A 12478-nucleotide genomic window follows, 5' to 3' on the forward strand; every position below is an offset into this window, starting at 1 on the left:
CATTAAATATCGACGAACGACATCATCCGTTCCGTGTATCTCGCACCCGCAACACCGAGCAACTTTGCTGCAGCGTCGAGACGATCGGTCTCCTCGGTGGACAATTCAAGTTTCGCCGCACCGAGGTTCTCTTCGAGATAGACGCGCCGCTTCGTCCCCGGAATCGGCACGATATGTGGACTGCAGCCGAGCAGCCACGCCAGGGCAACCTGTCCCGGCGTTGCATGATGGGCGACCGCAATCTCGCGTGCAATATCGGCGATTTTCATGTTCGCGTCGAAATTCGCGCCCTGGATGCGCGGATCGTTGCGCGAGCGATAATCGTTGGCCGGATAGTCTTCAGCACGCTTCGCGTTGCCTGTCAGAAATCCGCGCCCGAGGGGACTGAACGGCACGAGGCCGATGCCGAGTTCGAACAATGCTGGGCGAATGTGCTCTTCGATGCCGCGTTCCCACAACGAGTACTCGCTCTGTAGCGCCGAGACCGGCTGCACCGCGTGTGCCCGGCGGATCGTTTCCTCGCTCGCCTCCGAGAGGCCGAAATAAAGGACCTTGCCTTCCGCGATCAGCTCTTTGACGGCCCCGGCGACATCCTCGATCGGGACCTTCGGATCGACCCTGTGCTGGTAAAGAAGGTCGATGCGGTCCGTCTGCAATCGCTTCAGTGAGGCTTCGACGACATCGCGAATATGCGCTGGGCGGCTGTCGGTTCCTGAAATGCCGTTGCTGCTGAATGTGAAACCGAACTTCGTCGCGATCACGACTTGATCCCGCTTGCCCTTTAAGGCCTGTCCCAGCAGAATTTCATTGGCAAATGGCCCATACGCCTCCGCCGTATCGAGGAATGTGCAGCCCAACTCGATCGCACGTGCGATCGTCGCCGTCGATTCAGCGTCGTCCGGGACGCCGTACGAGCGGCTCATGCCCATGCACCCGAGGCCGATCGCCGAAACCTCGAGTCCTTGCGTGCCTAGCTTGCGTTTCTCCAGCACAGCGCCACCTCTCAACCATGTTCGGGGGAATTCGCGTCGAAAGCACAAAAATCCGGCTTCCGCGAACATCGGCCACATTTAATAGCTGGCATGTGCCGATATAATATGAGGCAATCCGAATACCTCCTTTGGCTTTGAGTATATAATGCGCGGAAGCGAATTCGCTGAGCTACGCGCCTTCGTGACCATTGCCGAACAAGGCAATTTTGCGCGGGCGGCCGCTCATCTCAGAATTTCACCATCGACATTGAGCCAGACGATCCGCGAGCTGGAAAAGCGGCTTGGCGTCCGTTTGCTCAATCGCACGACTCGCAGCGTCTCTCTAACAGAGGCGGGGCAGCGCCTGCTGGCGCGCTTCAAGCCGGCACTTGAGGAAATGGAAGAGGCCGTGCGCGACGTGCAGAATTTGCGCGTCGTTCCCGCCGGTACGGTGCGGCTTCTCGCACCGCGCAAAGCGGCCGCCACGCTGATCGCCCCGCATCTGGGCCGGTTTGCGACCGAGCATCCCGATATCGTGCTCGATATCACCGTCGACGACGCCGTCATCGATATCGTCGACGAAGGTTTCGATATCGGACTTCGACTGGGTGAACTTCTCGAAGACGATATGGTCGCGATTAAGCTGGGTGACGATCTCCGCATGTGCGCTGTCGCATCGCCCGAATACATCTCGAAGCACGGCATTCCGAGAGATCCGAGCGAACTCAATAAGCACCGCTGCATCAATTGGCGGTGGTCGGGCCGGCGCGGAATCTACAACTGGGAATTCTTCAAGGACGGTCACTGGATGTCAGTGGTCGTCAACGGTCCGCTGACGGTCTCATGCGCCGAAATGGCGATCCACGCCGCAACGCAAGGTGTCGGCATTGCATTCTGGACGGAGTCGGACGTCCGACCTCTGATCGCAACGGGAAAGCTGGTGCCGATGCTGGAAGAGTTCTCGCCGCACTTTCCTGGATGGTATCTGACCTATCCGCGCCAAAGGGACATGTCGGCTGCTGTGCGCGCCGTGATTGATTTCTTCAGGGCTCGCAACATGCCGACACTTGCGGCAAGCAAGGCATTGGCGCCGGCTTGACCGGCCGGCGCCCTGTGCGTCACTCGAACGTCGCCATGTCGATGACGAAGCGATATTTGACGTCGCTCTTGAGCATACGATCGTAAGCGTGATCGATGTCCTTCATCGAGATCATCTCTACATCCGAGGTGATGCCACGCTCGGCGCAGAAATCGAGCATCTCCTGCGTTTCGGCGATGCCACCGATCAACGAACCGGCAATCGACTTCCGGCCGAAGATAAGAGGAAATATTGATGGCGAGGGATGCGGATGCTCAGGCACGCCCACGAGAGTCAGCGCGCCGTCCCGCTTGAGCAGATTGGTGAACGCGTCGAGGTTATGCGACGCGGCCACCGTATTCAGGATGAAATCGAACGTGCCGGCATGCGCTGCCATTTCGTCGGCGTTCTTCGATACGACGACCTCATCCGCGCCGAGATCGAGCGCGGCCTGCCGCTTCGAGTCCGACGTCGTAAATGCCACGACATGCGCGCCGAGTGCGTGAGCGAGCTTGACGCCCATGTGGCCGAGCCCACCAATGCCGACGATGCCGACCTTCTTGCCAGGCCCAACGTTCCAATGCTTCAGCGGCGACCACGTTGTGATGCCCGCGCAAAGCAGCGGCGCCGCGGCCGCAAGCTGATCTTCTTTGTGTCGAACCTGCAGTACGAAGTGCTCATCGACCACGATCTGCTTTGAATAGCCACCAAACGTATTGGGCAGTCCGCCCTTCGCCGCGCCGTTATAGGTGCCGGTGAAGCTATGCGGCCCCTCGCAATATTGCTCGAGATCGTGCTCGCAGGAGCCGCAGGTTCGGCAGCTATCGACCATACAGCCGACGGCGGCGACATCGCCCTCTTTGAACTTGGTCACGTCCTTACCGACGGCCGTGATGCGACCGACGATTTCGTGGCCCGGAACGCAGGGATAAAGAATGCCCGGCCACTCGCCGCGTGCGGTGTGAAGATCGGAATGACAAACCCCGCAAAAGAGAATGTCGATCACAACGTCGTTTGGTCCGGGATCTCTACGGTCGATCGTAATAGATCCAAGCGGCGCCTTTGCTGCCGCCGCGGCATAGGCTTTTGTCTGCATGTTCGTCCTTTTATGATGCTGCCGTGAAAAGCAATAACTGACGCCGAAGCCGCGTCCGGCCGTTTTAAATCACCCGGGTAATTGTTATAAGCCGATTGCCGATTGCATCCGCCTGTGATGTGGCGTGTCTACTGCGGCGGAGATTCCGGGTCAAACGGTTGGCTCCTCCTAGGTGGAGGATATTCGCCGTCAGGAGAATGCGGCGCAAACCGAATGCCGTATTCGAATTATTGGGCATAATATCCTGCGCTGCTTCAAGCGCGACGCGAAGATATTTTGGGTTATCTCCCCGCCGAGGCGGAATTCGTCACATTGTTTAAGCGGGCCCGCTCGACTATCTGTTCGCCGCCCAGCCCGTGCGGCGAGAAATTGTCGCCATGCACCGCCTCTCACGAAGCTCTGGACGCAAATTCCGGATAAGCCGGATGTCGTTTGCAAGGAACGATGCGTGGGCTGAATCGTCATTGAAATCTGATATCAGCGAGTTGTCCTTTGAATGTCCAGACGAAAGACAAGCGCACCGCCGAGCCTTCGGCTACGCTCATCACGATATTTGCGATTGCTGCCGGAGCGCTCGTCGCCAATCTCTATTATGCGCAGCCGTTGATCGCAGAGATCGGCAAAGAGATCCACATTACGCCCGATCTTGCGGGTTCGATCTCGAGTATCACTCAGATCGGGTACGGCGTTGGCTTGTTTCTGCTCGTCTCGCTGGCCGATCTCGTCGAGAACAAGCGCCTGGTCCTGACGCTTCTGACTTTGACAACGGTAGGTCTTGTCGGCGCGGCCACGTCAGAATCCGCGCTTCCGTTCTTTGTGGCGTCGTTCATTGTCGGAGTGTGCTCGACGGCAGCGCAAGTTCTCCTGCCATTCATCGCCCATCTCGTTCCCGAGGCCAAGCGAGGCCGCATCGTCGGAAATGTGATGGCCGGCGTTTTGACCGGCATCATGCTGGCGCGCCCGGCCGCGCTTTTCATTTCGGCGCATTTCGGTTGGCGCGCAGTCTTTTGGTTTTCGGCGATATTGATGATCGCGATCGGTTCGACGCTATTTCGAATAATGCCGAGCCATCGCCCGGCAACCGGCAAGCATTATTTCCATATTCTGCAGTCGATGGTCGGCTTGTTTCGCAGCATGCCGATCCTCCGCGAGCGGGCGTTGTATCAAGCGCTGATGTTCACTGCATTCAACATGTTCTGGACGGCAGCCCCGATCATGCTCGCCGATCAATTCGGTATGAGCCAGCAGAGCATCGCGCTTTTTGCATTGGCAGGTGCCGGCGGTGCGTTGGCTGCGCCGATTGCGGGGCGCTTTGCCGACCGCGGCTATACGCGCATCATGACGATCGGCGCCATGTCGGTGCTTGCTCTCACCTGTTACGTGGCGGATTTGGTGGTCGCTTGGCAATGGCTCGCAGCCCTTGTCGTAGTCACGATTTTTTTTGATGCTGCTATTCAGACCAATCAAATCACGAGCCAGCGCATAATTTTCTCCGTGCCTCAGGAAGTACGCGGCCGCGTAAATGCGATTTATATGACGATCAATTTCGTTGGCGGCGCTATCGGATCAGTGCTCGGAACAATTACATTGCATTGGGGCGGTTGGTCGATGACTGCAGCAATGGGCACCGCAATCGGAATTATATTGCTGCTGCTTTTCTTTGTGGCCAATCGCAGTCGGTAATCAGTTTGTGTCCAAATTGCAAAAACCATAACGGGAGCGGGAACGCCCCTGGAATCTCAGATTGTGGGCCGGAGCGAAATGGGGTCGAGAATAAATGGCCGAATCCAAAAAATGAAAATTTATCGTCCAATTGTATTGAAATGAATTGAAATTAATCTTTTGTTAACCGAAACACTGCGGACTCGAAATCAATGGACATCTCTTTCATATCGGATTGAACCCGTGAAGATACCCCGGCTTTTCCCCACTCTCGTCTTGTCCGCCGCGCTTTCGCTTTCAGGCGCTCAGGCTGGTGTCGCGCAGAGCCTCAGCGACGCCGCTTCCTTGGCCCTAACCGGGGGCTGGTCGACGGGCTATATGGGATTGGGAGGCAATCTCGGACGCGCGATGGAGCATCGCCAGCGTCACCATCATCAGGCGAAGGCGGTTAGATCCGCAAAGTCCAGTCGGACGGCACACCGCGCGACGCATCGGCAGGCAGCCAGTGTGCAGCCCGCCAGCTACCAGCCGAAGCGTCGGGATACGCCGACGTACCTCATCGCCCAGGCGCTCGACCAATCGGGTCTGACGGTCAACACGCTGCGGCTGCAGCACTTCCCCTGAGCCTCGTCAGACGGCGGCTCAACAAGCCTGTGCCATCACTGAGCGATTGGCGCAGGTGCGCGCGAGGCCCGTAATTCGGGCCTTCTCAACAGGATGCCGAAGAATTTCGACGTTGGGGGTTCCCAGACGTTTTTTTTGTGCTATACGGCCCCTCCTGCCGCTCCAACGAGCGGCATTGTTTATCCGGCAAAGCGCATATGTCTTGAAGACCTTGCGTTTTTTGGTGACGCGGGGTGGAGCAGCCCGGTAGCTCGTCAGGCTCATAACCTGAAGGTCGTCAGTTCAAATCTGGCCCCCGCAACCAATCACTTCTCGCAATTTTTTACGGCGATCTCGCGCCGTTTCGTTGAGGAAAACGCGCGGAAGTCGGTTTTGGCTTTCTCGTCCAGATCTAATGCGCTGACGGTAAGCCGGCTGGAGCGCTCGACACCGGACGATCCAATGTCTGGTCTGCCACGGTCGTCACCGTGCCGGGATATCCCAGCCGAATAATTACGCCGAGCAGCGCCACACCGAATGCTGCGCCCAGCAGCATCATCGGCAAACTTGAGCCGACGTTGTTCGCACTTTCAAATGCGTCGTCGTCGATTTGCCGATCCGGAATGCGCGTTTCGGCTTTGGAAGAATGCGGATCTGCCCACAGAGCCATGTTTTCCTCCATTGATCGGCCGCTGATCGTTACCGAAGTCCAACGTTACCCGTGAAATGCCGCTTTGGATCGAATAATCCGCAGGCATCCTAAATCACGACCGCCGCGGCGTGTGCGGGTCGCGTTCCAACATCATCCGAATAACGTCGAGAGCGCTTTGTGATATTTGCAGATATTGCTGCGTCTGATCCGAGCTTGCCTTCATACGCTCGGCGAACGACAGGACCTGTCTGGCACGAATGTCTTTTGACAGGCGAAAATCGACCCAGATTACATTGTCTCGAAACATGACGCACAGCTCACACGTCGGCGGCCTTTCTACCCAACGTGCAATCAGTATGCCTCGTTCCCACGCTTTGTGAATACTGTCGAAAGCGCCAGCAAAACGCCGAGTTGTTTTTCGCGGCAGCGAGCGGATTTGCTGCGCATGCGAACAATAGGGGCGTCTCTGGCCGCCGTTCAATGGGCGGCGAATACTGGGAATTGCGAGAGCGCGCACGTCGCGCGTTCCACAAGACGCCCGCCGTTTTCGGGCGCGGAGCGGGTTCATGGCCGATCTATCCACAATCGGCCCACAGTTATTTGCTTAACTGTGCGGATCGTGAATTGGCCGTCGTGGCCACCCGGTTAGACTGGTGCGGGCTCTAATGAGCAAGGAAGTTTGATAAACGCGGGGTAGCGGTGGGGGATGACCTCAAAGCAATCGTAATTTCCGGGCGCTTGAGTGAAGCTGCCAAAGGCCGCGCTTATGCGTTCGAGGCCTTCTCCGCCGCCTTGGCGTTCATGCGATCCGCAAAAGCGGTAACCGTCATTATCGAGTTCAGCGTTGAGACCGACACGCTTGATTTCTACGATGCTGTGAAGGTCCTTAAGGTGCCCGTCGTCTTCTCGGCAAACAGCCTGCAGCCCTCGGAATTTGCCCTGTTCGGGATAAAGGCGGCCGACGTCGTCTATCCGGAACGCCGCACACGGCTGGAGGGCTTCGCCGATTATCGCCCAAGGCCCGGTATTCGCGGCTCCTCGACCACCATTCGCCCGATCAAGTCCCGCGTGTTTTCCGAAGCCTGAAATGGTGCGCCACGGCAGCGGCAATTGTGTCGCCGACCAATGTCCCGCTGGAAGAGAGCCTTAAGACAAAAAGGCTAGGGATCTGCTACGGTCGGCCGTTCAACGCCAACGCCCAGCACGAGGCACCATGCATCGCCACGTAAAGATCCTTACCGTCGCTTGTATTTTGATCGCAATCGGCTTCGTTGCTGGCCGCTATATCATGTACACGGATGTCGCCCATTACGACGGCGACCATCCTTGAGGCCAATCGGCCTTTCGCTAAGAACGCCTATCCGCGGGGCGTGCCAGCGTCCATCATCACAGTTGCACGGGGCATGTTCGGCCTCTCGTGATCGAACAGGCGCCACCCGATCACAACCGTGACGGCGATAAATCCAAGGATGCACAAAGGGAGCAATCCCTCTTCGCGCGCGTTAATTTTGTCCTCGGACTGGCGGGTAACAGTCATCGCTCTTGTCCCATCTTTTCGATCGGCAACAGCTATCCCACTACCGCCCGGCCCTTCAGCCGAGCGCATACGAAACGCAACTGTCGCCACTGCGATTTTTAAGAGAGAACCCCCGAGGTCCGCTCAAACTTTCCGCCCCAATCCCACCACAGGGGTGCCGCTATCGCAACACACAATTTATTTCAAAACATAAGCCTTGACGGCCGCAAAATCGCGCAAATGCGCGTCGCGGCGTGAGGATGTTATGACGTTGGAGACGATAAGGCGGTTTGATTTTGCAGGCTTGTTAGGTCGGGTTCGGCGGCGAAATGCCGGACCATACCGTCGGCGGCATTAGCACCAACGGTGATTAGAAAGGCAGCGGCGATAGGCGTGTCCGACCCATCCCCACCGACTGGCGCACATGTGCTGTACGCCTCTGCAGCCAGCGTAGCCGGATTCGTAGTAGCTCGAGTCGAAGGCGTAGCTATAGGCGCGCGAATATTCGATGCCGTACGGCGGTCCGCTATAGCCGCGCCAGCTCTTGCGGATCCAATGGGTTTTCTGAGCCAATCCCGGATGCGCAAGCCCGCCAAGAGCGAACGGACCAGCCGCTGCCGCATCTGCAGCGAGAAGGCACGCTGTAGCGGCAACGATTGCGATTTTCTTCACGACATCTCTCCGATTGGAAGGCAGATCTCGTCGGAAGTGTCGGCGAAAGATATTGCCGTCGGCCTATAGAGTGTCCAAGCGCTCCAGTTATTTATGCACGACGGTTTCCGCGTCGCGAATACGCGAATCAAAACGAGACGATGTTTCCTATTCCGCTATCTCGGCTGACTGGCAGGAGGAGGCGCATCTGAGCCGATGCCCGTGGCCGATGTCTCGACCCGAGGATTCATCTGGCCGTAGTAATAGGCGCCGGAACCGAGCGCAAAAGCGGCCAGTAGCACGATCACCAGCACATTGAGCGTACGATCGCTGGTCCGCACCAAGTCATCGAGCGTCCTGTTTTCATGCCAGAAGGCCATGGCCAATCTCCCTGCCAATCTCTCTTGCGATTGCTGTCAGTCCGCATGAGGCTGAGGAACTGAGGGTGCCTGCGGCACAGTTATGGCCGGTCGCGCGGTCAGCTCGGTGACGCCGCTGTCCGTCAATATGCGCCCATACATCAACAACGAAATCAGCCCGACGCCGAGAACCAGCACGCCCAGCAGGCCAATCAGCGACACGATCCGCGCCGCCCGGCGCGCATCAGCTTCGTCGGCGACGTCAATGAAATCGTGATCATGATCAATCGTCATGAGTACGTCCTCCATACGTCTATGGAGAGCGTAACGGCTCATGTCGGCGGTGGGTTCCGAAAAGTCGAAAATGCCCCTGAAAATGCAGAAGAGAGCGGCATTGGAAACCGCTCTCTTCTTGAGCTTGTCGCTCAATGGACAGAACCATTTGGGGACGGCGCGGTTCTGTCTGCTGCCGATGACACCTCCGGGGTAGAGGTTGACCCTGTAGATCCAGGGGCAACAACTACTCAGCACACGCGCTGCTGTCGGCGTGTGTTAAGCAATCTGATTTGGGTCACCGCGGTCAAGTCCACATGCGCAAAATTCGCTATGCGCCGAGCTACAACCAAAAGCGCGCGAGCTGGCCACCGGCAGTCGGGCTCCTTACGAAAACGTATAGCGAATCCATTGTTTTGTTCATCTTGATGACAGCAAGAACAGGGTACCAGAGGGCATCAGGCAATGTCAGCAGACGTTGCAAATCCTATGGAGCCCACGATGAACAAGACCCTGATCGCGGCAGTCGCCGCTGTTGCCACGATGCTCGGTGCTGGCGTTGCCAATGCGGCAGAAGCCACGAAGCCGGTCCACCATCATCACGCCACGAAGCATGTCGCCACGAAACACGTTGCGCACAAGCACGTCGCGACGAAGCACACCGCGAAGAAGCATGTCGCCTCCAAAAAGACGACGAAGAAGCACGTTGCCTCGAAGCACACGAAGAAGCACGTCGCTTCCAAGAAGCCGGCCAAGAAGCACGTCAGCTAAGCTACAAAAACAGGTGCGCGGCTGAAGCCTCGCACCTGTTTTAATCTCGAATGGAACGAGCATTCATATCGTTGCCGAAACATCGGCAACTTTCTTTCGTCATGTGACGTCGGCCCGATGAAGAGCCGGACCGTACGTGGGTCGTCGATCGACCGCTTTAGTCGCGCGCGCTTTGCAGGATCGCGTCGCTCAGCATCTGCGATAGGCCGATCAGCTCGTGAAGGCCCGTCTTGTCGTCTTGCAGAATGCCCAGCGTGACGTTCTGTCCGTCTGCATCGACGCTCGCATAGCAGATTGCCTTAAGCTCTCCGCACTCAGCGCGGGCAAGCAGCTCTTTGAGTCCGACAATCAGCCGTTGCTTTTCCTCCAACTCTTTCTTTGCGCGTTCACCACTTAGAAGAACCAGATTTCCCATCTGCTCACCTTCCGCATCAGCCACAGAAGTTCAGACCGACTCCATGCTGGCACGCATTGGGCGCCTTCGTCTTTAGCGCATGCACAATTTCACCACCCATTGCGTCCATAGGACGCCGGTTGCCGCCACAAGTGTTACGCGGCGGACTCGGGGGCGGTCCCGCCGGGCCAAATGAAATCATCGTTATCGCTGGCAACGGAACCGCGGTTATCCATTCGCGTTTTGCGTGACGGAGCCGGTCGTGGAACCGCGCTCGAAAGGCGCTTTCCGGGATGATTCGGCGAGCAAAACGGGCTTTGGAAGTTTTCGCATGCACGGCTGTTACAGCTCGGATGAGTTGAAATCTCTCGTTCGCATCTTGAACGATATTCTGGCTCAGGCACGAACGCGTCGCCTCGATCTCGCAACCGACGACATTGTCGAGCGTTTTTTCTCGCTCGCAGATCGTGGCGAGCGTGACGCCCGGAAACTGCATCAGGCCGTCTTCGGCACCTCAGACATCCGCGTCCCACCCCGCCCCGCGCGGATCGCCGATCACGGCTTCGCTCCAAAAGGCGACGACCACAGTGACGGATTGGTCAGGAGATCGAGGAAGCCGACTTTCGTGCCGATCGCCGCGAGATCTTTTTCCGATCCCTTCTGACCCTCTGCAGTTCCCTTGCCTGTTTCGTCCGTTTGCGCGGCGACGGCACGCGGGACGCGATGTCGTTTTTCATTTGTCGTCAAGCGCCGTCTTGATGATGCGCTCGCTTTGCTGTTGCCGTCGGCCTGTCGTGATGCGAGCACGAAGGATCGCGAGCTGTTCGTGGTGACGATGTGGGGCGGATCGACAGCCGCCACAGGCGCATGTGCCTGGACCGACGCAGGGGGCGTCGGCTTTGCTGCCGGAGCCGGAGCCGGCGTGGTTGTCGGAGGCGAATCGTCTTTCGCGATCGAATTTGTCGTGATGTCGGTAAACTTCGCGCTTAAGGCTTCGGCAGCGCGCCGCGCCGCTGTCGCCGACGCGCGATTGTCGTTGAGCGCCGTGGTGAAATTTCCGCGTCCTGAATTCGGCACGAAAGCAGGGAGCGCAGTATCGAACGACGTCAGGGGAAGGGCGTCGTCGGCCAGTGCCTGGGCGGCCTGACAGCCCGCGAAGGCAATTGTCAGCAATAACCTAGATGCAATGGGCGTCATCGTTCGTCCCCATGCTCCCCGCCCAGCATTTGGGAATGCAAGCGCGGCAACAGAAAGGCCGAATTTCTTCTCAGACCGACGTTTATTGGAGCGATAGAAGGGGTACTATTCCCGGCAGCCTGGCAATCGCCACGTCTGAGCCACATTCCCGACCAGAAGTCCTCCCCGAGTGAATCGCGGCTCTCTGAGAACGGGGAAATCTAGTACCCCAGTAAACAGCCGCAGCAAGGGGTGGAGGGGAACGACGTGAAACGAGCGATTTTATTCTTTTCGATAACCGTCGCGCTTGCCGGACCGGCATGCGCGCAGATGCGTTTCAATCAAAGACAGTCGGATACGAATCCCGCGATGGTCAGAGTTCCACCGTCGAGTCTGCCCGGTGCAGGTCTCTCCGGTTCCGCGACGTCGTCGTCGAAATCGACGTATCCGAAGCCGATTCGACGCGAGTACGATCCGAACTTCATCGATCCGACGGCGAGAAATCGGAATCTGCGCAAGTACTAGCTGTCTCGGCAGTATCAAAAAAAGCACTCGGAAGAGACAATCTTCCGAGTGCTTTTGTTTTCTTCTGATGATGGGCGTTAGCGGCGATCGTCGGGTCGACGATCATCATGGCGGCGATCATCGTGCCGCGGGCCGTCGTTGCGCGGGCCGTCGTGACGCGGTCCATTACCCCAGTTTCCCGGCGGACGGTGCCAGCCTGCACCCGGCGGCGGCTTCATGCCACCCGGAGCGCGATAGCCGGAACGCCACCAACCGGCGTGACGGGGACCCGGAGGCGGTGCGCGCCAGCCGGGGCGTCCGTGGACCCGGAATCCAAACCACCGTGCTCTGTCAGCGTACCATGGGCGGCCGACGTAATAGCGGTTCCAATAGTCCGACGCTACGAATGCCACGACGGGAATGCCGAACGCTGCCACGCCGACATCCGGCAAGAGCGTCGTCTGTCCGCGGTAGTCGAAGCCGAGGTACTCGCTGTAGACCCAGCCGCGATTGGGACCCCAGATCACATCGCACCACGATTCATCGCGCAGACAACCGCGGACGTCGACGGGCGCACCTTCCGGAATGACGCCGACGCTCGGAAATTCCGTGTCCGGCCCGGTCCGCATGTTGACGTTTGCCGTGGAGTAGCCTGGCGAGGCCTCAGCAGCCGCGGTGCCCAGCGTCAGGAAGACGGCAAAGGCCCCCGCAAGTTTTCCTATTCTCATTACAGCTCCTCAATCGGAATGGTGTGCTCTCTTCAATCTGAAAC

Annotated in this window: 16 protein-coding genes and 1 tRNA gene; 6 read left to right on the forward strand and 11 right to left on the reverse strand. The window is 58.1% G+C overall.

Annotated elements, in window-relative coordinates; genetic code table 11:
- Window positions 1–2 precede the first annotated feature (2 nt).
- Complete coding sequence (locus RLW55_RS07245; protein WP_423416000.1) at window positions 3–992, reverse strand: aldo/keto reductase; 990 nt, start codon at window positions 990–992, stop codon at window positions 3–5.
- Between the two features lie 145 nt (window positions 993–1137).
- Between RLW55_RS07245 and RLW55_RS07250 the strand changes: the two genes are divergently transcribed.
- Window positions 1138–2070 (forward strand): LysR substrate-binding domain-containing protein, encoded by a 933-nt coding sequence (locus tag RLW55_RS07250; protein ID WP_423416001.1) that lies wholly within the window; start codon window positions 1138–1140, stop codon window positions 2068–2070.
- Between the two features lie 19 nt (window positions 2071–2089).
- Here RLW55_RS07250 and RLW55_RS07255 read toward each other — a convergent pair whose 3' ends face one another.
- Window positions 2090–3145, reverse strand: coding sequence for an NAD(P)-dependent alcohol dehydrogenase (locus RLW55_RS07255; RefSeq protein WP_423416002.1), 1056 nt, complete (start codon window positions 3143–3145; stop codon window positions 2090–2092).
- A gap of 492 nt (window positions 3146–3637) precedes the next feature.
- Here RLW55_RS07255 and RLW55_RS07260 point away from each other — a divergent pair, with 492 nt between their 5' ends.
- The 3 genes from RLW55_RS07260 (at window position 3638) to RLW55_RS07270 (ending at window position 5735) form a co-directional block, all read left to right on the forward strand.
- On the forward strand, window positions 3638–4828 hold the full coding sequence (locus tag RLW55_RS07260) for an MFS transporter (RefSeq protein WP_423416003.1): 1191 nt from the start codon (window positions 3638–3640) through the stop codon (window positions 4826–4828).
- A 222-nt stretch (window positions 4829–5050) separates the two neighbouring features.
- Window positions 5051–5431 (forward strand): hypothetical protein, encoded by a 381-nt coding sequence (locus RLW55_RS07265; protein WP_409561272.1) that lies wholly within the window; start codon window positions 5051–5053, stop codon window positions 5429–5431.
- Between the two features lie 227 nt (window positions 5432–5658).
- Window positions 5659–5735, forward strand: a tRNA-Met gene (locus tag RLW55_RS07270).
- A gap of 87 nt (window positions 5736–5822) precedes the next feature.
- On the opposite strand, the gene RLW55_RS07275 is transcribed toward RLW55_RS07270, so the two are convergent.
- Both RLW55_RS07275 and RLW55_RS07280 read right to left on the reverse strand, forming a co-directional pair.
- Window positions 5823–6080: a hypothetical protein gene (locus RLW55_RS07275; protein ID WP_423416004.1), complete on the reverse strand. Its 258-nt coding sequence runs from the start codon at window positions 6078–6080 to the stop codon at window positions 5823–5825.
- A gap of 94 nt (window positions 6081–6174) precedes the next feature.
- Window positions 6175–6630 carry a hypothetical protein gene (locus RLW55_RS07280; RefSeq protein ID WP_423416005.1) on the reverse strand — a complete coding sequence of 152 codons (456 nt, stop codon included), beginning with the start codon at window positions 6628–6630 and terminating at the stop codon, window positions 6175–6177.
- A 131-nt stretch (window positions 6631–6761) separates the two neighbouring features.
- Here RLW55_RS07280 and RLW55_RS07285 point away from each other — a divergent pair, with 131 nt between their 5' ends.
- Window positions 6762–7148 (forward strand): hypothetical protein, encoded by a 387-nt coding sequence (locus RLW55_RS07285; RefSeq protein ID WP_423416006.1) that lies wholly within the window; start codon window positions 6762–6764, stop codon window positions 7146–7148.
- Window positions 7149–7932: 784 nt separating this feature from the next.
- On the opposite strand, the gene RLW55_RS07290 is transcribed toward RLW55_RS07285, so the two are convergent.
- From RLW55_RS07290 to RLW55_RS07300, 3 genes are all read right to left on the reverse strand, one after another.
- Window positions 7933–8250, reverse strand: coding sequence for a hypothetical protein (locus tag RLW55_RS07290; RefSeq protein WP_423416007.1), 318 nt, complete (start codon window positions 8248–8250; stop codon window positions 7933–7935).
- 155 nt (window positions 8251–8405) lie between these two features.
- Window positions 8406–8609 carry a hypothetical protein gene (locus RLW55_RS07295; protein ID WP_409561268.1) on the reverse strand — a complete coding sequence of 68 codons (204 nt, stop codon included), beginning with the start codon at window positions 8607–8609 and terminating at the stop codon, window positions 8406–8408.
- A 36-nt stretch (window positions 8610–8645) separates the two neighbouring features.
- Window positions 8646–9017 (reverse strand): hypothetical protein, encoded by a 372-nt coding sequence (locus RLW55_RS07300; protein WP_423416008.1) that lies wholly within the window; start codon window positions 9015–9017, stop codon window positions 8646–8648.
- Window positions 9018–9362: 345 nt separating this feature from the next.
- On the opposite strand from RLW55_RS07300, the gene RLW55_RS07305 reads away from it, so the two are divergent.
- Window positions 9363–9632 carry a hypothetical protein gene (locus RLW55_RS07305; protein ID WP_423416009.1) on the forward strand — a complete coding sequence of 90 codons (270 nt, stop codon included), beginning with the start codon at window positions 9363–9365 and terminating at the stop codon, window positions 9630–9632.
- 157 nt (window positions 9633–9789) lie between these two features.
- Here the strand turns inward: RLW55_RS07305 and RLW55_RS07310 are convergent, their stop codons facing one another.
- From RLW55_RS07310 to RLW55_RS07325, 4 genes are all read right to left on the reverse strand, one after another.
- Window positions 9790–10047, reverse strand: a complete 258-nt coding sequence (locus RLW55_RS07310; RefSeq protein WP_013949821.1) for a hypothetical protein — start codon at window positions 10045–10047, stop codon at window positions 9790–9792.
- 16 nt (window positions 10048–10063) lie between these two features.
- Window positions 10064–10522, reverse strand: a complete 459-nt coding sequence (locus tag RLW55_RS07315) for a hypothetical protein (RefSeq protein WP_423416010.1) — start codon at window positions 10520–10522, stop codon at window positions 10064–10066.
- A 59-nt stretch (window positions 10523–10581) separates the two neighbouring features.
- Window positions 10582–11223, reverse strand: a complete 642-nt coding sequence (locus tag RLW55_RS07320; RefSeq protein ID WP_423416011.1) for a hypothetical protein — start codon at window positions 11221–11223, stop codon at window positions 10582–10584.
- Window positions 11224–11804: 581 nt separating this feature from the next.
- Window positions 11805–12434 (reverse strand): SH3 domain-containing protein, encoded by a 630-nt coding sequence (locus RLW55_RS07325; protein ID WP_409561264.1) that lies wholly within the window; start codon window positions 12432–12434, stop codon window positions 11805–11807.
- Window positions 12435–12478 lie beyond the last annotated feature (44 nt).

The organism is Hyphomicrobium sp. B1 (assembly GCF_049532635.1).
Taxonomy (GTDB): Bacteria; Pseudomonadota; Alphaproteobacteria; order Rhizobiales; family Hyphomicrobiaceae; genus Hyphomicrobium_B.

Excerpts from the sequence above, each read along its gene's own strand:
- RLW55_RS07250 (WP_423416001.1), top strand. The coding sequence starts at position 1,138 with ATGCGCGGAAGCGAATTCGCTGAGCTACGCGCCTTCGTGACCATTGCC.
- RLW55_RS07255 (WP_423416002.1), bottom strand. The coding sequence starts at position 3,145 with ATGCAGACAAAAGCCTATGCCGCGGCGGCAGCAAAGGCGCCGCTTGGA.
- RLW55_RS07275 (WP_423416004.1), bottom strand. The coding sequence starts at position 6,080 with ATGGCTCTGTGGGCAGATCCGCATTCTTCCAAAGCCGAAACGCGCATT.
- RLW55_RS07280 (WP_423416005.1), bottom strand. The coding sequence starts at position 6,630 with ATGAACCCGCTCCGCGCCCGAAAACGGCGGGCGTCTTGTGGAACGCGC.
- RLW55_RS07295 (WP_409561268.1), bottom strand. The coding sequence starts at position 8,609 with ATGGCCTTCTGGCATGAAAACAGGACGCTCGATGACTTGGTGCGGACC.
- RLW55_RS07305 (WP_423416009.1), top strand. The coding sequence starts at position 9,363 with ATGAACAAGACCCTGATCGCGGCAGTCGCCGCTGTTGCCACGATGCTC.
- RLW55_RS07310 (WP_013949821.1), bottom strand. The coding sequence starts at position 10,047 with ATGGGAAATCTGGTTCTTCTAAGTGGTGAACGCGCAAAGAAAGAGTTG.
- RLW55_RS07315 (WP_423416010.1), bottom strand. The coding sequence starts at position 10,522 with ATGCAGTTTCCGGGCGTCACGCTCGCCACGATCTGCGAGCGAGAAAAA.
- RLW55_RS07320 (WP_423416011.1), bottom strand. The coding sequence starts at position 11,223 with ATGACGCCCATTGCATCTAGGTTATTGCTGACAATTGCCTTCGCGGGC.
- RLW55_RS07325 (WP_409561264.1), bottom strand. The coding sequence starts at position 12,434 with ATGAGAATAGGAAAACTTGCGGGGGCCTTTGCCGTCTTCCTGACGCTG.